Origin of the sequence: Nonomuraea sp. NPDC023979 (genome assembly GCF_040639085.1) — a bacterium.
Taxonomy (GTDB): Bacteria; Actinomycetota; Actinomycetes; order Streptosporangiales; family Streptosporangiaceae; genus Nonomuraea; species Nonomuraea ceibae.
The window spans coordinates 48347-73055 of the sequence record NZ_JBEZZG010000033.1; the positions used below are offsets into that span (position 1 = coordinate 48347).

The following is a 24709-nucleotide window of genomic DNA, read 5'->3' on the forward strand; positions in this document are numbered from 1 at the left end:
CGCCACCGGGCCGCGACGAAGCCCGTGCCGCGGCTCTGCCCGGCACATTAACCACGCCCGGAAATCGGGTCAGGTCACCGATCGGCGAATGGTCGGCTCCCCGCGACGAACGGGGAAAACATGACAGGGGATGTCCTCTTACCGGAACAGGGTGGCCGCATGATTGCTTTGGTGGCGGGCGCGACCCGCGGCACAGGACGGGGCATCGCGGTCGAACTGGGCGCCGCAGGCGCGACCGTCTACTGCACCGGCAGGTCCACGCGCGAGGGACGCTCGGAGATGAACCGGCCGGAGACCATCGAGGAGACCGCCGAGCGGGTGAGCGCCGCCGGCGGCACCGGCATCCCGGTCCGCGTCGACCATCTGGACCCGGCCCAGGTCAGGGCGCTGGCCGAGCGGATCGACCGCGAGCAGGGCAGGCTGGACGTGCTCGTCAACGACGTCTGGGGCGCCGACGCGCTGTGGCAGTGGCACACCCCCGTCTGGGAGCACGACCTGGACAAGGGCCTGCGCCTGCTCCGGCTGGCCGTCGACACCCACCTCATCACCAGCCACCACCTGCTGCCGCTGCTCATCCGCAACGAGGGCGGCCTGGTCGTGGAGGTGACCGACGGCACCAGCGACTTCAACGCCACCCGCTACCGCGAGTCGATCTTCTACGACCTGGCGAAGACGGCCGTCAACCGGCTGGCGTACGCGCAGGCCGAGGAGCTGCGCCCGCACGGCGGCACGGCGGTGGCGCTCACGCCCGGCTTCCTGCGCTCGGAGGCCATGCTGGAGAACTTCGGCGTCACCGAGGAGACCTGGCGCGACGCCGTCGCCGGGAATCCCACGTTCGGGGTGTCGGAGACTCCGGCGTACGCGGGCCGCGCGGTCGCCGCGCTGGCCGCCGACCCCGGCCGGGGCCGCTGGTCGGGCCGGTCGGTCTCCAGCGAGGAGCTGGCGCTGGCGTACGGGTTCACCGACGTCGACGGCAGCAGGCCGCAGGTGTGGCGCTACATCGCCGAGGTGCGCGAGGGCGGCAAGGACGCGGCCCCCGAGGACTACCGGTAGCGGTCCTGCCCGGCCCTACCGGCCGGGGTCCGCGCGGTAGAGCTCCGCCGTGCGGGCCGCCGCGGCGGCGACCAGGGCCCGCAGCTCCGGCGGGCCCAGCACCTCGGCCTCCGGCCCGAACCGCAGCACCTGCGAGAACGCCACCTCGACCGACTCGACGGCCAGCCGCACGGTGCCGTCGGGCCGCAGCGAGGCGAGCGCGCCGGGCAGCGCCGCCGGGTCGGCGACGTGCCGCAGCATCCGCACCCCGAGCGGGCTCAGCCGCAGCGTGATCTCCTCGCGCAGCAGCGACCGGGTGAACTCGGCGGACCGCGCGGCCCAGAACGCGGCCAGGTCGAAGCCGGGGTCGCGGTCGAACCGGCCGCCGTCCTGCTCGACGCCGCCGAACCGGTCCACCCGGTAGACGAGGAACCGGCCGCGCGAGCGCGCGGCCAGGTACCAGGAGCCCGCCTTCAGCACCAGCCCGTACGGCTCCAGCGCGCGCACCCGTTCCTGGTACGACGCGCTCACCGTGCGGTCGTTCCACACGGCCCTGGCCAGCGGCGCGAGCGCGCCGGGCGGCGGGTCGGCGGAGGCGAACCAGCCCGGCGCGTCCAGGTGGAAGCGCTGCGCGGCGGTCGCGGGGGCGTCGCGCAGGCCGGGGGCGAGCGCGGCGGCGGCCTTGAGCCGGGCCGTCGCGGCCACCTCCTGCAGCCCCATCTCGCGCAGCGCCGCCGGCACCCCCGACAGGAACAGCGCCTCGGCCTCGGCCCGGTCCAGCCCCGTCAGCCGGGTGCGGTAGCCCTCCAGCAGCCGGTAGCCGCCGCCGCGCCCCCGGTCGGCGTAGACCGGGACGCCCGCCTCCGACAGCGCCAGCACGTCGCGGTGCACGGTCCGCTCCGACACCTCCAGCTCGCGCGCCAGCTCCGCCGCCGTCATCCCGCCCCGGCCCTGCAGCAGCAGGACCAGCGACATCAGCCGAGCGGCGCGCACAGCGGGAGGATCACGGCGGACGGGTGCGCGGGGGAGCGGAACACCTCGACGTCGGCGGCCACCATCGGCCCGCCCTCGCCGAGCGGCCGCCCGGTGCCCGGGTTGCGGGCGATCGTCGGGTACGCGCCGGCGGCCACGTGGACCCGGATGCGGTGGCCGCGCCGGAACCGGTGGCCCACCGGCCACAGATCCACCAGCACTCTCCGCACATCGCCCACTTTATCGGGCATTTCCGAATTATCAGGCAGCTCCGGCCGCAGCCTCCGCACGCCCTCGCACACGTTCATGGACTTCCCGCCCGGACGCACGTCGCACACCCGCACCACCACGTCCACGTACGGCGTGCTGGACCGGACGAACAGCTCGGCCGAGACCGGCCCGATCGCCTCCACGTCCGACTCCAGCTCCGCCGAGGAGTAGACGAGCACGTCGCGCCGCGCCTCCAGGCGCCGCTGGTCGCGCGGCCGGGAGTCGGCCAGCAGCACCGGCCCGCCGATCACCGGCGTGGGATGGTCCGGGTGGTAGCGGAAGCGGTCCGCCCCGCCCGCGCGCGGCGGCTCCCGCTCCAGCCCGCCGTCCTCGCGCAGGTGCCAGCGCACCTGCCGCGAGCCCGGCACCGGCCAGTCGGGATAGTCGCGCCACTCCCCGGCCCCCGTCACGTACAGCCGCACCGGCTGCTCGCGCAGCCCCGACGGGTCGCCGAGCAGGTGCGCCCGGAACCAGGCCAGCGACTCGGCCAGCGCCACCCGCCCGTGCCGTGCGTCCACGTGCCACCACGGCCCGATCGTCAGCTGCGGCCGCCGCCCCGCCGCCCGCAGCGCCAGGTAGTCCTTGAGCTGCCACGGCAGGAACACGTCGTACCACCCGCCGAGCATGGTGACCGCCGCCTCCACCTCACCCACCCGAGGGGAGAAGTCACGCTTGTCCCAGTACGGCACGGCCGGGTCGGCGTGATGGGCCAGCAGGTCCCGGTAGAAGCGCAGCGGGCGGCCCGCCGAGGCCAGGTCCAGCTCGGACACCGGCCGCCCCGACAGCCCCGACAGCACGGCCCGGCGCGTCAGCCGGGGAGCCGTCAGCGGCGCCGCCGCCCCGCCGAACCGGCGCGACATCGCGTCCGTCAGCGTCGTCCAGCTCAGCGCCGACTCCAGCGCGAACGCCCCGCCCACATAGGCGGCGTCGCGGAACTGGGAGGCGGTGATCTGCGTGGCCATCGCCTTCAGCTCGGGCCCGGCCTCGGCCGCCACCGCCCACTGCGTGTAGCCCAGGTAGGAGGGGCCGAACATGGCCAGCGACCCGCCGTACCACGGCTGCCCGCGCAGCCAGTCAAGCGTGGCCAGGCCGTCGTCCCGCTCGTCGCCCAGCGGGTCGAGCTGCCCGCCGGAGCCGAACCCGCCCCGGCAGCTCTGGATCACCACGTGGAAGCCGTTGCGGGCGAAGCCGCGCCCGTACACGAACCCGAACACGCCCCGCCTGCCGTACGGCGAGCGGATCAGCACCACCGGAGCCGGGCCGCCGCCGGGCGCCTCGTAGCGGTCGGCGAGCAGCACCACGCCGTCGGGCATCTCCACGGGAAGATCGCGATGGATCCGCACACGTCGCATGACCCACCAGTAACAGATGCCGCCCGGGCGGTGGTAGCCCGGGCGGCATCAGCTGTAAACGGCGCTGATTACGGCGCGGTCTTGTCCGGCCGCTCGGAGACGCGGATCGCGTTCACGATCGTCGCCCCCTGCCGGGTGGCGAAGCGCACGTTGAGCTGGCCGTCGCTGACGCGGACCGTGTACTGCCTGCTGACCGCCGTGTACGTGCCCGCCTCCAGGGCCAGGTCGAGCGCCGGGATGGCGAGCTGGCCCTCGACTAGCACGTCGAACACCCGCCGGCCCATGTCCATGCCGCGGATCTCGGCGAAGTCCAGCTCGACCGTGTAGACGCCGGCCGGCACCCCGTCGAAGCGGTACTCCAGCATGCCCTCGCGGGCCGTGCGGAACAGCGTCTGCTCCTCGGTGCCCTCGATGGTCCTGCGGGTGTCGCGCTCGCGGGTGCCGCTGCCCACGTACCCGTGACCGCCCTCCCGGTAGCGGGCGTCGGGCGTCCAGGCGTCACCGGCGGCGTCGGTGGACGCGCGGCGCGCCCCCACGTCGACGGCCACCTGGTGCTTGGGCACCACGACCGTCACCGTCACCTCGATGACCGGCTGCCGGCCGCTGGCGGACTTGATGACGAGCTTCCCGGCGCGGGCCGTGCCGGCCGCCACGCCGTCGCTCGACACCGTGACCTCCAGCGTCGCCTTCTGCCCCTTGGCCAGCTCGCCGGAGGCCGGCGTGACGCCGAGCCAGCCGCCCGCCGGGTCGGCGGTGACCGTGTACGGCGTCGGCGAGCCGAGGTTCGTCAGCTCCAGCGTCCGCTTCCTGCTCGCGTCCGCCGGCATCACCACCGTGACCTCGGCCGTCGAGGCGGCCACCCGGCCCGTCACCAGCGCCGTGTCCACCTGGGTCACCGTGGCCGGGGCGACGGTGACCGCCTGGGTGAAGGTGCCGTAGTGCTCCTTGGACACGACCACCTCGTAGTCGCCCGCCAGGAGCTGGCCGTAGAAGCCGCCGTCGGCGCCCGTGGTGAACGTCGCCACGTCGCCCACCTTGACGGTCGCGCCCGGCAGCGGGTCGCCGTCGTTGGCGTCGGTGACCACGCCCGTCACCAGGCCGTGGCGGGAGGCGCTGAACGTCAGGCCCTGACCGGTGGCCAGCGCCGGCTCCTCGTAGAGGTACTGCAGCGCGTCGTCGCCGGCCGCGTTCTCGATGCCGACGGTCCCCGCCGCGCCCTGGTCGCGCTCGCTCTCGACGTCCTTGTACCGGTAGCTCACCGTGCCGTCCTCGCCGAGCAGCGCCGCGAACGACACCCGCTGCGTGGCGTCGGCGTAGAAGCGGACGTTGCGCCACTCGACCACGAACTGCCGGTGCGGCGCCGTCCCGGTGACGCCCGTGTAGACGCCGGCCTGCGCGTCCACCACGAAGTCGTCCCAGAACGGGAAGACGGCGTTGTTCGGCGTGGCCGTCGCGGGCAGCCTGCTGTTGCCCGCCGCCACCACCCGGTCGGCCGCGAACGTGACGAACCCGTTGGTCGCCACCCACGCCCGGCTCTGGCCGGCGCCGTAGAACGGGACCGCGAACGGCAGCGTCACCTGGAGCGCCTCGTCGTCGCCGGTGAGCGCCAGCTTGTCGGTGCCCGCCACATAGGGCGCCGGGGCGCTGCGGCAGGTGTAGCCGAAGTCGTCGCCGCGCAACGGCAGCTCGACGTCCTCGGTCACGTCCCCGGACACCGTGACGGCCGCCGTCGCGGGGCTCGCGCAGCGCGAGGACGGCGTGACCTCCAGCACGTGCTCGCCGTGCGGCAGCGTCAGCTCGTAGCGGCCCGAGGAGTCGGACACCGCGCTCAGCGGGGTCCCCCTGGCCGCCACGCGGGCGCCGGGCTCGGGCGTGCCGGCGGTGCTCACGACGCCCGACACCACGCCGGTGGCCTGCTGGACCAGCGTCACGTCCGCCGTGACCGTCGCGCCGGCGGTCACGGCCGCCGTCGCCGTGGCGGCGTCGTAGCCGAACTTCTCCGCCTTCACCCGGTAGTCGCCCGGCAGCAGCCGGACGAACGCGTACGTGCCGTCCGCGCCGGTCACGACGCTGCGCGAGGTCGGGCCGTCCGTCGTCACCGTGACCCCGGCCAGCGGCGCGCCGCCCGAGGTGACCGTGCCCGACAGCCCGCCGAGGCCGTCCTGCGGCGCGGCCTGGACGGCGGCGTAGGTGTCCAGCCTGCCCTCGCCCCAGATGTTGTTGTCGGCCGCGGTGCCGCCGCAGGCGGTGTCGGCCACGTCGATCGCGGTGCTGTCGAGCAGCGGCCGGGTGGCGTCCACGTCACCCTGGAGGCTCGGCGCCGCCGACCAGATGAGCGCCACCGTGGCCGCCACGTGCGGCGAGGCCATCGAGGTGCCCGTGTAGGAGGCGTAGGAGCCGCCCGGCACCGAGGAGCGCACGTTGACCGCCGGGGCCGCGATGTTCGGCTTGATCTCGCCGTCCTCGCCCTCGCCCTTGCTGGAGTTCGTGTACAGCGCGTTGTTCACGTCGAAGCCGCCCGCGCTGTAGCTGACCCGGTACTGGCCGGGCGAGCCGCTGGTGTCGCAGGCCGGGCCCTCGTTGCCGTTGGCGAACATGGGGAAGATGCCGGCCGCCACCCACGCCTCGACCGTCGCCTTGTACCAGGGGTCGAAGCCGTCGCCGCCCCAGGAGTTGTTGACGATGTCCGGCGCCAGGTCCGGGCGCGGGTTCTCGCCGTTCAGGTCCGTCGGCGCGAGGACCCACTGGCCCGCTGCCAGCAGCGAGGCGTCGGTGCAGGAGTTGGTCTCGCAGCCCTTGGCCGCGATCCACCGGGCGCCCGGGGCCACGCCGATGCCGCCGGCGCCGACCATCGTGCCCATCACGTGCGTGCCGTGCCCGTTGTTGTCGCACGGGGCCGCGCTCGGGCAGACCCGGCCCGGGTCGAACCAGTTGTAGTCGTGCCGCAGCGAGCCGTCCGGGGCTCGGCCGCGGTAGGCCGCCGCCAGGTCCGGGTGGTCGAACTGCACGCCGCTGTCGATGTTGGCGACCACGATGCCCTCGCCGCGGTTGCCGAGCTCGCTCCACACGCGGGGGGCGCCGACCCGGTCGACGTTCCACTCGGCCGCGTTCACCTTGACCTCGGCCTTGCCGGGGACCGGCTTGGGCAGCGATACGGTGCGGATCGGGTCGATCCTGTCCACCTCGGGCAGCTTGGCGATCTCGGCGGCCAGCTTCGGACCGGCCGTCACCTTGACCGCGTTGACGATCCAGAACGGGGTGTGGTCGGCGCCGTTGGACTCCAGCAGCTTGCGCAGGGCGGCCTGGGACGTCCTGGCCCGCGCGGTCTTGGCCTCGTAGACGCGCTCGGCCTTGACCTCCTTGGAGGTGGCCCGGCGCGCGGCGCCGAGGTCGGCCTCGCCCTTCATGCGCACCCAGAACGTCGCCTTGCCGTCACCGTCGAGCTGGGCCTGGACGGAGTCGCTGATCTTGCCGGGATCCGGGGCGGCCTGGGCCACGCCGGGCGGGATGACGAGACTTAACGATGCGATCGCTCCCACCAGGAGCGCACGCCAGCGGGGGGTGCTCGGCACAAGTTCTCCTTCACCGCGATGGTGCAGAGGTGATCTTTACGCCTCTGTGGAGAAGAGTGAAGAGATGATGTTGAGAATGCAAGGGGCATTCTCCAACAAAAATTGACAAGTTCTGAAATGTAATCTGGTCAGCTGAAATGTCGCCAATTGTGCCAGGTAGCGCTCCAGGGCCGCTCCAGGCCGCGGCACAACCACACCCGCATGCCCGCCTCCTCGTTCTCGATCCCGGCCCGGTTGCCGACCCGCCCCTTCTCCTCGCAGGTGGCGAACTGCCCGTCGCGCAGCCGCCTGCCGATGTTCATCAGGACCGCCACGTCCCCGCTCTCGGGCGGCGGCCCGTACTGCCAGAGCTGGTTGTGGCCCGCGTACACGCGCGGGACGCCCGCCCGGGCGAGCGAGCCGTGCTCGCCGTAGTTGCCGGCGATCACCACGGCGCGGGCGCGCTCCTGCGGCGTGAGCGTGGACAGGACGTCGGTCACGGTGGCGTTCAGCTCTGGCCAGCCGACGGACTCGCGGGCCACCTCGTTGACCGCCGGCACCGGCGTCGAGGCCAGCACCGTCAGCGGGATCAGCGGCAGCGCGAACAGCGCGCACCCGGCGGTGTTGACGCCCAGCGACACCAGCGCGTCACGCCGCCGCCCGGCCGCCTCGGCGGCCACGCAGCCCGCCGCGAACAGCATCAGGACCAGCCCCGCCGCGTAGTCGAACCGGCCGCCGCTGATCAGCGTCAGCCCCGCCGCCACCGGGTAGGCGACGGCCGGCGCCCGCACCCGCCGGTCACGCCACAGCCGCACGAACCCGAACGCCGCCATCACCGCGACCACCGGCCCGAACAGGACGACCTGCATGGGCACGAACAGCGCCCGCATCTCCGCGCCCTTGTTCTCGCTGAGCGCCGCCGCCATCTCCAGCTGCGGCCACCCGTGGGTGATCTGGTAGACCAGGTTCGGCGCCGCCAGCACGGCCGCCACCAGCGCGCCCGCCCACAGCCACGGGCTCGCCAGCACCCGGCGCGGCCCGGCCATGACCAGTCCGGCCGCCAGCCCCAGCACGAGCAGCACGATCAGGTGCTTGTTGTAGCTCGCCACCCCGATCACCGCGCCCGCCGCGAGCCACCAGCGCGGCTCCGCGCGCAGCAGCGCCCGCAGCGCGAACAGGATCGCGCCCGACCACAGCGCCAGGTCGAAGCTCAGCGTCAGCAGCACGTGCCCGGCGATGAGCGTGAACGCGCCGCCCGCCGTGCCCAGCGCCGCCATCGTCTGCGCCGCCGCCCCGCCGCCGAGCTCGCGGGCGATCAGCGCCACCAGCACCACCAGCAGCGCCACCGCCAGCGCGGGCGGCACCCGCAGCGCGGTCAGCGTGTCGCCGAACGCCCAGATGGCCAGCCGGGCCATCATCGGCGTCAGCGGCGGCTGGTCGACGTAGCCCCAGTCGGGGTGCTGTGACAGTACGCGGAAGTACAGCTCGTCACGGTGGTAGCCGTAGCCGCCGCTGACCGCCAGCAGAACGCCGGACAGCAGGACCGCGATCACGGTGATCGACCGCCACGCCAAGGGCCGCTCCATGACTGCCCAACCTAGATCCTTACGGCGCTCCTGTCAGGTGGTCCGGTATCCCACCTGTTCCAGCATGCCGACCAGATACGCCTTCATCTCGGCTGGTTCGCCGCCGTCGGGATGAAAGCCCAGGTGGTGCAGGATCGCCCCGTTGAGCAGTTGCTGGACGGCCGTCAGGTCGCGCTCGGGCGGCAGCCGCCCCGACTCGGCCGCCCGCCGCAGCGTCTCACGCACCGCCGAGGCCCGCAGGCCGCCGTTGGCCGCCAGGTAGGCCGACAGCAGCTCCGGGTAGTCGTCCACCGACCCGTACAGGCGGCGCAGCAGGCGGCGGTGGCGCGGCACCGACAGGTAGGCCGCCCAGTCGGTCAGCATGTGGTCGACGTCGCGCCACTCGGGCGGCGGCTCCTCGTCGTGGTGGGCCGCCACGATCGCCCGGACCAGCAGCTCGGTCTTGCCGGGGAAGCGCCGGTAGACCGTGGCCCGGGTGACGCCTGCCTGCTGGGCCACCCGTTCGATGCTCGTCTCGCCCGCGCCGCGCTCGATGAGCAGGTCGAGCGCGGCGGCGAGGATGGCGGCGTCGGCCTCCTGGCTGCGCGGCCGCCCGGCCGGCCGCTGGACGCCGCTCACTCCCACGTCACCGGGAGCGCGTGGACGCCGTAGATGAGCATGTCGGTGCGCAGCGGCACCCGCTCCGGGGCCACCGCCAGGCGCAGCCCGGGGAAGCGCTCGAACAGCGCCGGCAGGCCCGCCAGCAGCTCGACGCGGGCGAGCTGCTGGCCCAGGCACTGGTGGATGCCGTGCCCGAACGCCAGATGGCCGCCCGCCGCGCGGCCCAGGTCGAGCAGGTCGGGCTCGGCGAAGCGGAGCGGGTCGCGGTTGGCCGCCTGGATCGACACCGTCACCGTCTCCCCGGCCCTGATCGTGTGGCCGTCCAGCTCGACGTCCTCCAGCGCCACCCGCAGCAGGAACGGGATGACGCTCAGGTAGCGCAGCAGTTCCTCGACGACCTCCGCCGGGTTCGTGCGCAGTGCCCGCGCGCGTGCGGCATCGGGGTCGGACAGCAGCGCGAACACGCCGAGCGCGAGCTGGTTGGCGGTCGTGTCGAGCCCGGCGCCGAGCAGCGTGAAGCCGACGCCGGCCAGCTCGTCGTCGGTCAGGTCGCCGGCCGTCAGCCCGCTGAGCAGGTCGTCGGCCGGCGCCGCCCGCTTGGCCGTGACCAGCTCGCGCATCATCTCGCGCAGCTCCAGGTAGGCGGCGACCTGCTCCTCCCGCGTCACCTCCAGGCTGGACAGCGCGCGGGCCTGCCGCTGGAAGCGGTCGCGCCCGGAATCGGGCACGCCGAGCAGCTCGCAGATCACCAGGGCGGGCAGCGGCCCGGCGAACGCCGCCACCAGGTCGGCCTCCTTGCCGCCGGCCTCCATCGCGTCCAGCAGGCCGGTGGCGAGCTGCTCGGTGCGGCTGGTGAGCTGCCGCATGCGGCGCACGGTGAACTGGCCGGTGAGCAGGCGGCGGTAGCGGGTGTGGTCGGGCGGGTCCATGGAGGTGAACATGCCGGGCGGCGAGGGCTGTCCCGTCCCGCCGGCGGCCGGGCCGGGGACGGGGTGGTGGCGCAGCTCGGGCCGCGAGCTGAAGCGCGGGTCGGCCAGCACGGCGCGCGCCTGCGCGTGGCCGGTGACGAGCCAGCCCTCGTGGCCGTCGGGGTAGGCCAGCCGCGTGACGGGCCGCTCGGCGCGGATCTCCGCCAGCGCCTCGGGCGGGTCGAACGGGCTGGTCCGGGTGGTGGGCAGCGTGCCGATCATTCCAATACAGTACAACACTGTATTGTAAATGCAAGGCGTGTCGCATTGCGCGATCTTGATGGGACGGAGTAGCCTGTTCCCCATGCGAAATCGCGCCCGGCTTCAGTGGTGGCGCCGCTCCTAGGCGGCGCGGGATTCGCATACCTCAAACGGACGGCCGCCCCGGTTGGCGGCCTTTGTCGTGTTCGCCCCGGGGCTTGTGACATTCAAAGGGGCAGCAGTGGAGACGAGCGGATATACCACCGCCGGGGGCGTCGGCGTCGAGCGCGAAGTGCGCGAGGTGTCCGAGGACGCGCTCGAAGAGATCGTGACGGCCCTCGGCGAGCGGCGCGGCGGCGCCTTCTCCTCGGGCATGGACTACCCGGGCCGCTACAGCCGATGGGCCTTCGGCTACGTCGACCCCTGCCTGGAGCTCGTCGCCAAGGGCCGCGTCATCTCGGCCAGGGCGCTCAACGAGCGCGGCCGCGTCGTGCTGCCCGCCGTCGCCTCCTGCCTGCTCGCCGCGGGCAAGCCCGTCGAGGAGCCCACCGCCGACCTCGTCCAGGTGCACGTCCCCGAGTCGGAGGACCTGCTGCCCGAGGAGATGCGCAGCCGCCGCCCCACCGTCTTCACCGCCATCCGCGAGGTCATCGCCGCCTTCAAGGGCGACGACCCGCACCTCGGCCTCTACGGCGCCTTCGGCTACGACCTGGCCTTCCAGTTCGAGCCCATCAGGCAGCAGCTCGTCCGCCCCGACGACCAGCGCGACCTCGTCCTGCACCTGCCCGACCGGCTCGTCGTCATCGACCGGCAGCGCGAGACCTGCCGCGAGCTGCGCTACGAGTTCACCGTAGACGGCGCCACCACCCGCGGCCTGGAGCGCACCGGCGAGACCACGCCCGCCGTCGCCCCGGGCGAACTGCCCCCCGACCCCGTCAAGGGCGAGTACGCCAAGGTCGTCGCCGCCGCCAAGGAACGTTTCAAGCGCGGCGACCTGTTCGAGGTCGTGCCCGGCCAGATCTTCCACGCCACCTGCACCGACCCCGCCGCCTTCTACCGCGGCCTGCGCAAGAGCAACCCCGCCCCGTACGAGTTCATCATCAGCCTCGGCGAGGGCGAGCACCTCGTCGGCGCCTCACCCGAGATGTACGTGCGCGTCAGCGGCGACCGCGTCGAGACCTGCCCCATCTCCGGCACCATCGCCCGCGGCAGCAACCCGGTCGAGGACGCCGAGGCGATCCGCACCCTCCTGTCCAGCGTCAAGGAGGAGTCGGAGCTGACCATGTGCACCGACGTCGACCGCAACGACAAGTCGCGCATCTGCGTCCCCGGCACCGTCAACGTCATCGGCCGCCGCCAGATCGAGCTCTACTCCCGCCTCATCCACACGGTCGACCACATCGAGGGCAGGCTGCGCCCCGAGTTCGACGCGCTCGACGCCTTCCTCACCCACATGTGGGCCGTCACCGTCACCGGCGCGCCCAAGACCTGGGCCATGCAGTTCATCGAGGACCACGAGGCCACCACCCGCCGCTGGTACGGCGGCGCCATCGGCTTCATCGGCTTCGACGGCTCCATGAACACCGGCCTCACCCTGCGCACCGCCCAGATCAAGGACGGCATCGCCATCGTCAGGGCCGGCGCCACACTGCTGTTCGACTCCGACCCCGAGGCCGAGGAGCGCGAGACCGAGCTCAAGGCCAGCGCCCTGCTCGGCGCGCTCGCCGCCGTCAACCGGCCCGGCGCCGAACCGGTCGCCGAGCCCAGGCCGCAGCCGGGCCAGGGTATGAAGGTGCTGCTCGTCGACCACGAGGACTCCTTCGTCAACACCCTCGCCGACTACTTCCGGCAGGACGGCGCCGACGTCGTCACCCTGCGCCACGGCTTCCCGCCCGCCATGATCGACGAGATCGGGCCCGACCTCGTCGTGCTCTCGCCCGGCCCCGGCTGGCCCACCGACTTCGGCATATCGGCGCTGATCGACCAGATCTACGCGCGCGACCTGCCCGTCTTCGGCGTCTGCCTCGGCCTGCAGGCCATGGTCGAGCACGCCGGCGGCTCCCTCGAACTGCTCGACTACCCCGAGCACGGCAAGCGCGGCCGCGTCTCCCGGCTCGGCGGCAGCGCCCTGCTCGACGGGCTCCCCGAGGAGTTCACCGCGGCCCGCTACCACTCGCTGCACGCCAAGGTGCCCGGCGTCGTCGGCTTCACCGCCACCGCCGTCACCCCCGACGGCAACGTGATGGCCCTGGAGGACACCGCCAACCGCCGCTTCGCCGTCCAGTTCCACCCCGAGTCCATCCTCACCGCCGAAGGGGGCGCGGGCGCGAAGATCATCGCCAACGTGCTGCGGCTTTCCCGCAGGTGAGGCCCTTTCGTCGGTAAAACGTCCACGGGGGCGTGCGGAGAACGCCTAGAGTTCCCCGCATGCTCCCCGTAGACCTGCCGGACACGGTGCGTGAGGCCCTGCTCGCCCCGCTCGTCGACCACGCCTGCCACGGGGTGCGCCGCGACGAGCTGTCCCGGGCCCGCTTCGAGCTGCTGATCAACGACGACACCAGCCCAGCGCCGCCCGGCACCACCCACTTCGACACCCCCGCCGGCGCCGCCATCCGCCGCTGGTGCGCCCCCGTTCTCGGCCTCGAACCGCACGCCGCCCCCTCCCTCTACCTCGCCCGCCGGGCCGAGCTCGGGCCCGCCGAGGCCAACCGGCTGCTCCTGCGCGCCGCCGGCATCGTCGCCTTCCTCGTCGAGAGCGGCGCCGAGAACCTCGGCCTGCTCACCGCCGGCGAGATGGGCCGCGCCGGCGCCGCCGCCGCCGACGAGATCCTCCGCGTCGAACACGTCGAACAGGACGTCGCCGAGACCGCGAGCGTCGCCCTCGACTACCTCGACAGCCTCGCCGACGAGCTCGCCGCCCGCGCCGGCCGCGCCGTCGGGCTCAAGACGACCGCCGCCGCCCGCCTCGGCCTCGCCTTCGAACCCGCCCGGCCCAGCCGCGGCTCCGTCATCGCCGCCGCCAACCGCCGCCTGTCCGACCCCAAACAGCCGCTCACCGAGCCGGTGCTGCTGCGCCACCTGCTCTGGACCGCCGCCGACCTGGCCCGCGAACGCGGCCTGCCCCTGCAGTTCCACACCGGCGCCGCCGACGCCGGCACCCCCCTATGCGGTGCCGACCCGGCCGCGCTCACCGGCTTCATCCGAGCCCTCCAGCCCACCGGGGTGCCGATCGTCCTCCTCAACTGCTACCCCTACCAGCGGCACGCCGGCCACCTCGCGCACGTCTTCCCGCACGTCTACCTCGACGCCGGCCCCGCCCTCGCCCGCACCGCCTCCGGCTCCGGCCGCATCCTCGCCGACCTGCTCGAACTCGCCCCCTTCCACAAGATCCTGTACGGGTCGGGCACCCGGGGCGTCGCCGAGACCTGCCTGCTCTCGGCCGTCTACTTCCGCCTCGGCCTCGCCCGCGCCCTCAAGGAGCGCCTGGACGACGGCGAATGGAGCCCCGCCGACGCCGCCCGGATCGCCTCCATGATCGGCTCCGGCAACGCCCGCCGCATCTACCGCCTCTAACCCACCCCACCCGCCCCGAGGCCCCCAGCCCGAGGCCCTCCACCCCAGGCCCCGCCCGCCCCCAGGCCCCGGCCCCAGCCAGGGCCCCCGTCCCAGCCCCAGGGCCCCGCCGCGTCCGCCGCACCCCAGCCCGCCAGGCCACCCCCGGGGACCGCCTCGGGGGCACTTCTTCCACAGAGTCACCCCTCCCTCGACAACCAACGCCCGTCCCACGAGCGACCCCGGGGGCGCGCTCCCGGGGCACCGCCCCACGACGGTCCCGAGGTTGCCGCGCAATCCGCCCCGGTGCCCTTGGCGGGGCCCGCTCCCCGCGAAAGCCCGCCGCCGTGGAGGCGCGCCCCGCCCTGGAGGCGGCCCCCGCGGTGCGCCCGCTGCGGCCCCTCCGTGAGGGCCGCCTGCGGGGCCACTCCCGGGAGGGGGCTCGACGGGAAGGCCGCTCCCGTGGGGTAGGCCCACCCGTGAGGGCCCCAAGGCCGCCACAGGATGCGCCCACACCGGCCTTCGCGGCCCGCCCCCGCGAGAGGCTGCCGCCGTGAGGCGCGCGGGCTACCACCCCAGCGGGCCGCCCCGCGGTGCGCCCGCGCGGCCCCTCCGTGAGGGCCGCCTGCGAGCCGCGCCCGGAGGCGCGCCCGTCGGGGCCGGTGCCCATGAGAGGCGCCCGCGGGGGGCCTGCGCCCGTGAGGGGCGCCTGCGGGGGCCGCGCCCGTGAGGAAGCTGGGCGGGGAAGTGCGCTCCCGTGGGGGGTGCGGGTTCGGTGGGGCGGTTTGGTGAGGGGAATTTCCTGATTTGGGTGATCGAATCGTTATTTGTCTGATCGTCAAGGGCGCGGTCATGATCGAGGGCGCCAGACCCCTACGCCACACCTGGAGGTGTCGTGTCCTGGCGTCCCATCACTCTCCTGGCCGCGCTGACCGTCGCGCTGGCCGTACCCGGAACGGCGCACGCCGACGATCCGCCGCCGCCCGCGGTGGAGCCGCGCGCCGGCACCGAGGCTCCCGCCGAGGTGAGCGGGCTCGCCGAGCCCGCCGCGGCGGGGGACCCGGTGGCCGCGGCCAAGGCGCACCTGGCCGATCCGCGGTATCACCTGAATCCCACCGACCTGGTGCACTTACGCACGGTCAAGGATGGCAAGGACGAGACGGTCAGGTTCGCCCAGCGCTACCGGAACCTGCCGGTGCTGGGCGGCCAGTACCTGGTCCACTTCCGCACCGAGAACGGCGTGCGGACGGTCACCGGGGCGGGCGGCCGGTTCCTCACAGAGCTGAAGGTCGACCCGGTCCCCACGGTCGGCGCGGAGCTGGCCGGGCGGCTGGCGGTCGCCACGCTGGTCCGCGACCGGACGGACCGGCGGACGGTGAAGGCCGGCGCGGGCGAGCTGGTCGTGGTGCCGCGCGGCGCAGGCGTGCTGGCCTGGCGGGTGCCGCTCAGCGGTGTGACGGCCGGGCGCCCGTTCGTGCGCGACGCGTACGTGGACGCCCGTTCCGGCCGCCCGCTGTTCGCGGTGGACCGGCTGCACTTCGCGGCCCCCGAGGGGCCGGTGGAGGCGAGCGGCGCGACCTCGGACGGCCGCGAGGTGACGTTCCCCGCCTTCCGGCGCGCCGACGGCGCGCACGAGCTGCGTGACCGCTCCCGCCCGATGTGGAACGGGACGACCGGCGAGATCCTCACCTACGACGCCGCGGGCCGGGACGTCACCGAGTTCCTCGGCGGCGGCGTCCCCGCGGACGCGAAGCTCGCCGAGTCGGCCACCGCGCGGTTCGGCCCGCAGCACACCGCCAGCGGCGCGGTGGACGCCCACTGGGGCGCGGGCCAGGTGTACGCGTTCTACCGCGGCCTGGGCCGTGACGGGCTCGACGGCGCGGGCGGCAGCATGTACTCGGTCGTCAACGTCACCCTCGAGGGCCAGCCGTTCGCCAACGCGTTCTGGGACGGCACCAAGATGGTCTACGGCGGCGGCGGAGCCGACTACCACTCGTTCGCGGCGGGCTTGGACGTCGTCGGCCACGAGATGACCCACGGCGTCATCACCAACAGCGCCGACCTGGTCTACCTGGGCCAGTCGGGTGCGATGAACGAGGGCCTGGCCGACTACTTCGGCAACGCCGTGGAGGTCGACGCGCTCGGCATCCCCATGTCCGACCCGGACGCGAGCCTGCTGGGCGAGCGGCTGTGCAAGACTCTGCCGCCGGCCCAGTGCGCGATCCGCGACCTGGACGACGGCCGCGACGCCGCCGAGGACTACATCGGCGTGACCGTGAGCCTGGACGGCGGCGGCGTGCACCTCAACTCGACGATCTTCTCCGGCGCGCTGTGGGACATCCGGGAGAAGATCGGCGGAGCCAAGGCCGACAAGCTCGTCTACAAGGCGCTGACGGAGTACATGACGCCGCTGGACGAGTTCCTGGACGGCCGCCGCGCCGTGGAGTCGGCCGCCCGCGCGGCGGGCCTGCCGGCGCGTGACCGGCTGGCCGTGGCGCTGGCGTTCGACCGGCACGGCATCAAGCCGGGCTGGGACCGGCGCATCCGCACCGACAGCCGCGTCGTCGCCGACGGGCTGACGGAGGCGTTCTTCGCCCCGGACCTGGCCGGCGGCCGCTACGTGGTGATGAACAACAGCGCCTCCGCGGATGAGCCCAGCTCCGTCCACACCGGGCGGCTGCGCGGCGGCGCCCTGGTCAGGCTGTCGCAGAACGCCGAGTGGAACTACATCCCCGTCACCGACGGCGAGCGGGCCGTGTGGGGGTCCTTCGACGACGCCCAGACCCGGTTCCGCATCCTGTCGAGGCCGCTGGATCGCGGCGCCCCCGAGACGACGGTGCACGAGACGACCGGCTACCTCGTGCAGCTGGCCGTCGAGGGCGACGTCGTCGCCTGGGAGGAGCAGGACCTGGCCACGCAGCGCAGCGAGATCTGGGTCAGGCGCGGCGGCGCGGCGCCGGTCCTGGTCACCGCCGCCGAGGACGTGACCGGCGTGTTCCCGTCGCTGAAGGACGGCAGGCTCGGCTACGTCCGCGTGCGCGGCGCGGAGCGCGTCCCGGCCGTGTACGACGTGGCGACCGGGAGGGAGACGGTGCTGCCGGTGCCCGGCTCGCGGGCCGGCATGCTGGTGCTGACCTCCCGGTACGCCGTCTGGACGCACAACGAGGACGGCGACTACACCGCCGGCCTGAGCCGGGCGGGCCTGGACGGCACGGGCGTGACCACACTCGTCCCGGACGGCCCCGACGCGCCGATGTCCTACTGGCTCGACGCCAGCGACGGCTACGTCACGATCGCCGAGCAGATGGGCTTCGGCCTGACGAACGACGACCTGCCCAAACTGTTCCAGCTGCCGATCGCGGGCGGCGAGCTGGAACGGGTCTCGTGCAACCGCGGCGACCAGTACCTGTTCGCCGCCGGCGAGGACCGGCAGGTGCTGTGGCTGGACGGCACCGCGGCCGACACCGACCTGGTCACCCGCCACCGGCCGGCCGGCCGCTGCTGACGGGCTGACCTGGCCCACGTCCGCCCGCCGCGCTCCGGAGGGGGGCGCGGCGGGCGTACGATGGCGGACGGCCTGTGTCGAGACGAAGGGGGATCCTCGAGTGCGGTTTCTGGACGACGTGACGGTGGAGCTGGTCAAGCACAGCGCGTCCGACACCGACGTGCTGTGGGCGGCGCGCGTGTCCACGGCCGGCGAGCAGTCGCTGGCGGAGCTGGAGAAGGACCCCGAGCGGTCCAAGGGGCTGATCAACTATCTGATGCGCGACCGGCACGGCAGCCCGTTCGAGCACAACTCCATGACCTTCTTCGTCAGCGCGCCGATCTTCGTCTTCCGCGAGTTCCAGCGCCACCGGGTGGGCTGGTCCTACAACGAGGAGAGCGGCCGCTACCGCGAGCTGCAGCCGTCCTTCTACGTGCCGGGGGAGGACCGCAAGCTGGTGCAGGAGGGCAAGCCGGGCCGCTACGTGTTCGTCGACGGCACCGCCGAGCAGCACAAGCTCGTCACGCAGCGGATGGAGGAGTCCTACCGCCAGTCCTACGCCGCCTACGAGGAGATGCTGGAGGCCGGCATCGCCCGCGAGGTGGCCCGCGCGGTGCTGCCGGTCGGCCTGTTCTCCACCATGTACGCCACCTGCAACGCCCGCTCGCTCATGCACTTCCTGTCGCTGCGCACGCAGCACGAGCAGGCCCGGGTCAAGTCGTTCCCGCAGCGGGAGATCGAGATGGTGGCCGAGCGGATGGAGGCGGTGTGGGCGGAGCTCATGCCCCTGACCCACGCCGCCTTCGTCGCCAACGGCCGCGTCGCCCCGTAGGCGGGCTCAGGCCAGGGCGGGCAGGACGTAGACCTCGGCGCCCGGCGGCAGCGCGCAGTCGAGGCCGCCGAGGCCGCGGGAGTTCTCGCCGCACACGATCATGCTGATGTGGCGGCGGATGCGCCCGTAGTCGTCGCGGATCCGCTCCTCCAGCAGCGGATGGGTGCGGCGCAGCATGTCGAGGGCCGAGCCCAGCGTGGGCGGCGACTCATGGTCGGCGCCCACCGCGAACACCTTCACCTCGGTACGGCCGCTGACCCAGCGCCGCAGCGAGGCGGGCAGCACGAAGACCACCATGGTCACGGACTTGGCCATGGATCACAGCACCGCCGCGCGCACGGTCAGCACGTCGGGCAGGTGCCGGGCGACCGGCTCCCAGGTCTCGCCGGCGTCGCGCGAGCCGTGCACCTCGCCGTCGCGGGTGCCGAAGAACAGCCCGGCCTCGGAGAACGTCATCGCGTCGCGCAGCACGGTCGCGTAGACCGGCCCCTCGGGCAGGCCGCGCTCCAGCGGGCGCCAGGCGCCGCCCGCGTCGTCGCTGCGGTAGAGGCGGTAGCGGTGATCGACGGGCGTGCGGTCCACGTCGGCGTGCAGCGGCAGCACGTACACGCTGTCGGGCTCGGCGGGGTGGGTCACGATCGGGAAGCCGAAGTCCGACGGCAGCGCCGAGCCGATGTCGTGCCAGGTGCCGCCGAAGTCGTCGCTGCGGTAGACGCCGAAGTGGTGCTGCAGGAAGAGGCGGCCGGGCTGGGACGGGTGCATGGCGACCTTGTGCACGCACTGCCCGAACTCGGGGTACTGCTGTCCTTCGGGCAGGAACGGCGCGCGGATGCCCTGGTTGGCGGCCTCCCAGGTGAGGCCGCCGTCGGCGGTGCGGTAGAAGCCGGCGGCCGAGACGGCGATCGCCATCACGCGCGGGTCGGACGGGTGGCAGACGATCGTGTGCAGGCACAGCCCGCCGCCGCCCGGCTGCCATTGCGGGCGGTGCGGGTGCTCCCACAGGCCCTCGACGAGGCTGTAGGTGACGCCGCCGTCCTCGGACCTGAACAGCGCGGCCGGCTCGGCGCCCGCCCAGACCACGCCGGGCTCCGACGGCGACGGGGTGAGCTGCCAGACCCGCGTGAGCGTCGCCCCGGTGTCGTCCGGGAAGGCGACCGGCGGCCGGTCGGCCTCCTGCCAGGTCTTGCCGAGGTCGTCGGAGTAGAGCACCGACGGGCCGAAGTGGCCGTACTCGATGCCCGCGAATAGGCGGGGGGTCGTGCCGCGGGTGTCGATCGCCACCGCGTGCACCGCGACCGTGGAGAACTGGATCGGCTCGATCTCGAACGCGCTCCCGCCGGAGGAGCGGGCGAGGAACAGGCCCTTGCGGGTGCCGATCGCGAGCATTGCGTCAGTCATGGCATCGCTCCCATGTTCGCTTCCGGCCATCGTGCCACGTGGTTCCCTGCCGTGCGCGGGCACTGGCGAGGACTGGGCGATTTGCCGCACGATTACCCAGGAGGTAATCGAGACACTTCCCGCGAAGCGCTACGGTGCCAGACATGGGAGCCATTGCTATACAAGATGAGACTTTTGGTGATTTGTTGCGCTCGTGGCGGCAGCGGCGCCGGGTGAGCCAGCTCGACCTGGCGATCGAGGCGGACGTCTCCTCCCGGCACGTGAGCTTCCTGGAGACCGGGCGGGCCAAGCCGAGCCGCGAGATGGTCATGCGCCTGGCCGAGGAGCTGGAGGTGCCGCTGCGCCACCGCAACCGGCTGCTGGTCGCCGCCGGCTTCGCGCCGGTGTTCCCCGAGCGCGAGGTGCGCGCGCCGGAGATGGAGTCCGTACGGCTGGCGCTCGACAAGATCCTGGCCGGGCACGAGCCGTACCCGGCGCTGGTCGTGGACGCGAACTGGGACCTGGTGGCCGCCAACGCCGCGGCCGCGATGTTCATGGCGGGCGCGCCGGCGGAGCTGCTGACCGAGCCGGTCAACGTGATGCGGCTGTCGCTGCACCCCGACGCGATGGGCGGCAGGCTGGTCAACCTGCCCGAGGTGCGCGCCCACCTGCTGCACCAGCTGCGCAGGCAGGCCGAGATGTCGGGCAGCGGGCGGCTGGCCGAGCTGCACGACGAGCTCGCCGCCTACACCTACCCGGGCGTGGACCTCAACGTGGTGCGCGCGCCCGGGCCGGCCGACATCCTGATCCCGCTGCGCATCCGGGACGGCGACCGGGTGCTGTCGATGTTCACCACGATCGCCACCTTCGGCACGCCGGTGGACGTGACGGTCTCCGAGCTGGCCATCGAGACGTTCTGGCCGAACGACGAGGAGACCGCCGCCGCCTTCAGGTGACGCTCAGGCGATCCACCCCTCCCCGTGCACCACGTCGCGGTGGATGCGTGACAGCGGCACGCCGTCGCCCTGCAGCCGCCGGACCGTCTCGTTCACCATCGGGGGCGGGCCGCACACGTACACCTCGTGCTCGGCCCAGGAGTGGAAGCGCTGCGTGACCTCGGGCAGCCGCCCGCGCAGCCCGTCGTAGCCCGGCTCGTCCGACACCACCGGCAGCACCCGCAGCCACGGGTACGACGCCTCCATCCTGATCAGGTCGGGCAGGTCGTACAGCTCGCCGGAGGTCCGGGCGCCGTACAGCAGGTGGACGCCGCGGCGGCCGCCGGAGGCGATCACCTGCTCGATGATCGCCTTCAGCGGCGCCAGGCCGGTGCCGCCCGCCACGAACAGCAGGTCGCGCGTGCCCTCGCCGGGCGGCGCCAGCGTGCCCATCGGCGGCCCCAGCATGACGGTGTCGCCGATGCGGGTGTCGCGGTTGAGCGTGGTCGAGACCCAGCCGCCGGGGACCGAGCGCACGTGCAGGCAGACGGTGTTGTCGGGACGCGGCGCGTTGGCGATGCTGAACGTCCGCCACACCCGGGGCCAGCGGGCGGTCTGCACGTTGACGTACTGCCCGGCGGTGAACGGGAGGTGCTGCGTGGGGCGCAGCGTGACGACCGCGATGTCGGGGCGGCGGCGTTCGTGGTCGACGACCTCCGCCAGCCACCACGCGGGTGACACCCCGGCGTCGGCCTCGGCCGACTCGATCATGAGCGTGGCGGCCGCCTCGTAGGCCGCGACCCAGGCGGCCTCGATCTCGGCGGTCCAGACGGCGGCGGCGAAGCGCCGCACGGTGGCCAGCAGAGCCGAGCCGATGGCGCTGTAGTGGTCGGCGACGACGCCGTACTTGCGATGGTCCCTCCCTAGTTGCCCCAGGTATGACGCCATGCTGTCCGGGCTGTCCAGGCTCCACACGATGCGGGTCAGCGCATGGAAGAGCCGGTCCCGCTGCACGTCCATCGAGGGCGGGAACATGCCCCTCAGGTGCGGGTTCTCGGCGAACAGGCGGCCGTAGAAGTAGGCGGCCGCCTTGCCGGCCACCGGTTCGATGATGGAGAAGCTCTCTTTGACCAGGCGCGGATTCAACGACATATACCCAACCCGTCCTATTGACCGGAAACGCATTCCGGTCGTGTCGTCCCACCTCCCTGACGGCTCCGGGTGACGAGCGTCCGGAGTACCCCGGCACGTCCGATCGCTCGAAATCCAGTGTTACACCACCTCCTGGACCTCACAACCGATTCACCCCAATGAGGTGCGGATCTGAACTATCCGTAACTGGAGGGTTATTAGCAGCATTCAGCGTCAATGGGATTTAGGCCCCGTTAATGTGAATGATAATTCTCTTCATATCTCCCCTCCCACGTGCGGCGCGAGAGTGCCGCCGGACCCGGAGAACGTCAGACGGGCAGGAGCGAGGAGATCTGTGGGAGAAGCGACATAGGCGAAATGGAGTGCGCCATGATGGGCCTGTGGCTGCCGCGACCGGCGACGCCACACCGGAGAGAGCGCCCCCTGGAGATCGCCATGTCCCGACCGCTGATTGGCATCACCGCCTACTTCGAAGCCGCCCGCTGGGACGTCTGGGTACGCGAGGCCGTGCTCTCACCGCCGGCCTACGCCAAGGCCGTCGAACGGGCCGGCGGCGCGCCCGTGGTGCTGCCCCCGCTCGCCCCCCACGCGGTCGACGACTACGTACGCGGTCTGCGCGGCGTGGTGCTGACCGGCGGCGTCGAGGTCGCCGCGTCGGCCTACGGGGATGAGCAGGACGAGCGCGCCCCCGCCCCCCAGCCGCAGCGCGACCGCTTCGAGCTCGCCCTGGCCCGAGCGGCCGTGCGGGCCGACGTGCCGGTCCTCGGCATCGCCCGCGGCATGCACGTGCTCAACGTCGCCCAGGGCGGCACCCTCATCCCGTGGCTGCCGGAGATGCTGGAGAGCGACCGCCACGGCGAGGCCGGCGCCCGCCACCGCATCCAGGTCAGCGTCTCCAGCAAGCTCGGCAAGGCGGTCGGCGACCACGTCGAGGTCGTCGCCCCGCACACCCAGTCGGTGCGCCGCCTGGGCACCGGCCTGCTGGCCGTCGCCTGGGCCGAGGACCAGGTCGTCGAGGGCGTCGAGCTGCAGGGCCACCGCTTCGCCGTCGGCGTGCAGTGGCACCCCGAACGCGGCGACGACAACGGCCTGTTCGATGCGCTCGTGGAAGCGGCCCGCTAGGCTTCGGATCATGCCGCTGCACCCCCAGGCGCAGGCTTACGTCGCCGCCTACCCGTCGGACCTCAACACCGACCTGGCCACGCTCGACCTGGAGAAGATCCACGAGCTGCGGGCCGTCGACGGGTTCGCCGAGCAGCGCGGGCCGCTGCCGCAGCTGCCGTTCGTCCGCGACGAGACGGCCGAGGACGTGCCGATCCGCATCTACCGCGCCGACCGGGGCGACGAGCCGCTGCCCGTGCTCGTCTACTTCCACGGCGGCGGCTGGGTGTTCGGCAGCGTCAAGCGCAACGACGCCCTCGGCCGCGACCTCGCCATCCGCACCGGCGCGGTCGTCGTCTCGGTCGACTACCGGCTGGCCCCCGAGCACCCGTTCCCGGCGGCGGCCGACGACGCCTGGACCGTGCTGCGCGACATCTTCGCCCGGCCCGCCTTCTACCAGAGCACCGGCAGCGTGGCGGTGATCGGCGACAGCGCGGGCGGCAACCTGGCCGCCGTGGCCGCCTGGCAGGCCCGCGACGCCGGGCTGCGGCTGGCCCACCAGGTCCTCGTCTACCCGGTCCTCGACGCCGCCCTCGACACCCCCAGCTACCGCGAGTTCGCCAAGGGCTACGGCCTCGACGCCGCCGAGATGGACTGGTACGTGCGGCAGTACGCCGGCGACGCCGACCGCGCCGACCCGCGCCTGGCGCCGCTGCGGCTGGAGTCGGCGGCCGGGCTGCCGCCCGCCACCGTGGTCACGGCGGGCTGCGACGTGCTGCGCGACGAGGGCGAGCGCTACGGCGAACGGCTGGCCGAGGCGGGCGTGCCGGTCGAGGTGCGCCGCTTCGAGGGCGCGGTGCACGGCTTCTTCGGCCTGCCGCGCCTGTTCGACCAGGCCGCCGAGGCGCGCGACTACGTGGCCGGGCGGCTGAGGGAGTTCCTGTGACCTACGAGCGGCTCACCACCGACACGCCCGCCGACGGGGTCCTGCGCGTCACGATCAGCGCGCCCGGCAAGCTCAACGCCGTCGACGCCACCGGCCACCGCGAGCTGGCCGGGATCTGGCGCGACATCGACGGCGACGACTCCGTGCGCGCCGTCGTGGTGCGCGGCGAGGGCGAGGCGTTCTCCGCCGGCGGCGACCTGTCGATGATCGAGGACATGACCCGCGACCACGCCACCCGGATGCGCGTGTTCGCCGAGGCCCGCGACCTCGTCTACAACGTGATCAACTGCTCCAAGCCGATCGTCTCCGCCATCCAGGGCCCCGCCGTCGGCGCCGGGCTCGCCGTCGCCCTGCTGGCCGACATCTCCGTCGCCGGCCGCACCGCGCGCGTCATCGACGGCCACACCCGGCTCGGCGTCGCCGCCGGAGACCACGCCGCGATCGTCTGGCCGCTGCTGTGCGGGCTGGCCAAGGCCAAATACCACCTGCTGCTGTGCGAGCCCGTCACCGGCGAGCAGGCCGAGCGGATGGGCCTGGTCAGCCTCTGCGTCGACGACGACGAGGTGCACGAGACCGCCCTCGGCCTCGCCGTCCGGCTCGCCGCCGGCGCCCAGGAGGCCGTCCGGCTCACCAAGTACGCGCTCAACAACTGGCTGCGCCTGGCCGGGCCGTCCTTCGACGCCTCGCTGGCCATGGAGTTCCTCGGCTTCACCGGCCCCGACGTGGCCGAAGGCGTCCGTGCGCTGCGCGAGAAGCGTCCCCCGTCGTTCGGCTGAACAAGTGGTTTCGCCCCCGCCC

18 protein-coding genes are annotated in these 24709 nt (G+C 73.3%); 9 read left to right on the forward strand and 9 right to left on the reverse strand.

Annotated features, from left to right (window positions below; genetic code table 11):
* The first annotated feature begins 159 nt into the window (after positions 1–159).
* Complete coding sequence (locus AB0G11_RS38890) at positions 160–1053, forward strand: SDR family oxidoreductase (protein WP_219513797.1); 894 nt, start codon at positions 160–162, stop codon at positions 1051–1053.
* A gap of 15 nt (positions 1054–1068) precedes the next feature.
* Here AB0G11_RS38890 and AB0G11_RS38895 read toward each other — a convergent pair whose 3' ends face one another.
* From AB0G11_RS38895 to AB0G11_RS38920, 6 genes are all read right to left on the reverse strand, one after another.
* Positions 1069–2025, reverse strand: a complete 957-nt coding sequence (locus tag AB0G11_RS38895; protein WP_219513790.1) for a WYL domain-containing protein — start codon at positions 2023–2025, stop codon at positions 1069–1071.
* Positions 2007–3626, reverse strand: a complete 1620-nt coding sequence (locus tag AB0G11_RS38900; RefSeq protein WP_219513788.1) for a CocE/NonD family hydrolase — start codon at positions 3624–3626, stop codon at positions 2007–2009. The genes AB0G11_RS38895 and AB0G11_RS38900 overlap by 19 nt, the downstream gene beginning before the upstream one ends.
* Positions 3627–3694: 68 nt before the next feature.
* Positions 3695–7198 carry a S8 family serine peptidase gene (locus AB0G11_RS38905; protein ID WP_357591664.1) on the reverse strand — a complete coding sequence of 1168 codons (3504 nt, stop codon included), beginning with the start codon at positions 7196–7198 and terminating at the stop codon, positions 3695–3697.
* Positions 7199–7326: 128 nt separating this feature from the next.
* Positions 7327–8763: a glycosyltransferase family 39 protein gene (locus AB0G11_RS38910; protein ID WP_357591666.1), complete on the reverse strand. Its 1437-nt coding sequence runs from the start codon at positions 8761–8763 to the stop codon at positions 7327–7329.
* Between the two features lie 33 nt (positions 8764–8796).
* Positions 8797–9381 carry a TetR/AcrR family transcriptional regulator gene (locus AB0G11_RS38915; protein ID WP_219513774.1) on the reverse strand — a complete coding sequence of 195 codons (585 nt, stop codon included), beginning with the start codon at positions 9379–9381 and terminating at the stop codon, positions 8797–8799.
* Positions 9378–10553 (reverse strand): cytochrome P450, encoded by a 1176-nt coding sequence (locus AB0G11_RS38920; RefSeq protein WP_357591668.1) that lies wholly within the window; start codon positions 10551–10553, stop codon positions 9378–9380. The genes AB0G11_RS38915 and AB0G11_RS38920 overlap by 4 nt, the downstream gene beginning before the upstream one ends.
* 220 nt (positions 10554–10773) lie before the next feature.
* Between AB0G11_RS38920 and AB0G11_RS38925 the strand changes: the two genes are divergently transcribed.
* From AB0G11_RS38925 to thyX, 4 genes are all read left to right on the forward strand, one after another.
* The gene (locus AB0G11_RS38925; protein WP_357591670.1) at positions 10774–12900 is read left to right on the forward strand and encodes an anthranilate synthase component I; all 2127 of its coding nucleotides are present in this window, start codon (positions 10774–10776) and stop codon (positions 12898–12900) included.
* A 59-nt stretch (positions 12901–12959) separates the two neighbouring features.
* Positions 12960–14105, forward strand: a complete 1146-nt coding sequence (locus tag AB0G11_RS38930; protein WP_219513756.1) for an amidohydrolase family protein — start codon at positions 12960–12962, stop codon at positions 14103–14105.
* Between the two features lie 874 nt (positions 14106–14979).
* Positions 14980–17589 carry a M4 family metallopeptidase gene (locus tag AB0G11_RS38935; protein WP_357591672.1) on the forward strand — a complete coding sequence of 870 codons (2610 nt, stop codon included), beginning with the start codon at positions 14980–14982 and terminating at the stop codon, positions 17587–17589.
* A gap of 100 nt (positions 17590–17689) precedes the next feature.
* The gene (gene thyX, locus AB0G11_RS38940; protein ID WP_219510481.1) at positions 17690–18400 is read left to right on the forward strand and encodes an FAD-dependent thymidylate synthase; all 711 of its coding nucleotides are present in this window, start codon (positions 17690–17692) and stop codon (positions 18398–18400) included.
* Positions 18401–18406: 6 nt separating this feature from the next.
* On the opposite strand, the gene AB0G11_RS38945 is transcribed toward thyX, so the two are convergent.
* A complete protein-coding gene (locus tag AB0G11_RS38945) occupies positions 18407–18715 on the reverse strand; it encodes a hypothetical protein (protein ID WP_053174846.1) in 309 nt (102 codons plus the stop codon).
* Positions 18716–18718: 3 nt separating this feature from the next.
* On the reverse strand, positions 18719–19798 hold the full coding sequence (locus AB0G11_RS38950) for an exo-alpha-sialidase (protein ID WP_357591673.1): 1080 nt from the start codon (positions 19796–19798) through the stop codon (positions 18719–18721).
* A 185-nt stretch (positions 19799–19983) separates the two neighbouring features.
* Between AB0G11_RS38950 and AB0G11_RS38955 the strand changes: the two genes are divergently transcribed.
* A complete protein-coding gene (locus tag AB0G11_RS38955; protein WP_357591675.1) occupies positions 19984–20733 on the forward strand; it encodes a helix-turn-helix transcriptional regulator in 750 nt (249 codons plus the stop codon).
* A 3-nt stretch (positions 20734–20736) separates the two neighbouring features.
* On the opposite strand, the gene AB0G11_RS38960 is transcribed toward AB0G11_RS38955, so the two are convergent.
* Complete coding sequence (locus AB0G11_RS38960; RefSeq protein ID WP_357591677.1) at positions 20737–21864, reverse strand: globin domain-containing protein; 1128 nt, start codon at positions 21862–21864, stop codon at positions 20737–20739.
* Between the two features lie 435 nt (positions 21865–22299).
* On the opposite strand from AB0G11_RS38960, the gene AB0G11_RS38965 reads away from it, so the two are divergent.
* From AB0G11_RS38965 to AB0G11_RS38975, 3 genes are read left to right on the forward strand one after another with little or no spacing between them, the layout of a single operon-like run.
* Complete coding sequence (locus AB0G11_RS38965; RefSeq protein ID WP_219510476.1) at positions 22300–22986, forward strand: gamma-glutamyl-gamma-aminobutyrate hydrolase family protein; 687 nt, start codon at positions 22300–22302, stop codon at positions 22984–22986.
* 10 nt (positions 22987–22996) lie between these two features.
* Positions 22997–23911: an alpha/beta hydrolase gene (locus AB0G11_RS38970; protein WP_219510475.1), complete on the forward strand. Its 915-nt coding sequence runs from the start codon at positions 22997–22999 to the stop codon at positions 23909–23911.
* Entirely contained in the window at positions 23908–24687 is a 780-nt protein-coding gene (locus AB0G11_RS38975; RefSeq protein ID WP_219510474.1) for an enoyl-CoA hydratase/isomerase family protein, read from the forward strand. The genes AB0G11_RS38970 and AB0G11_RS38975 overlap by 4 nt, the downstream gene beginning before the upstream one ends.
* Positions 24688–24709: the final 22 nt, after the last annotated feature.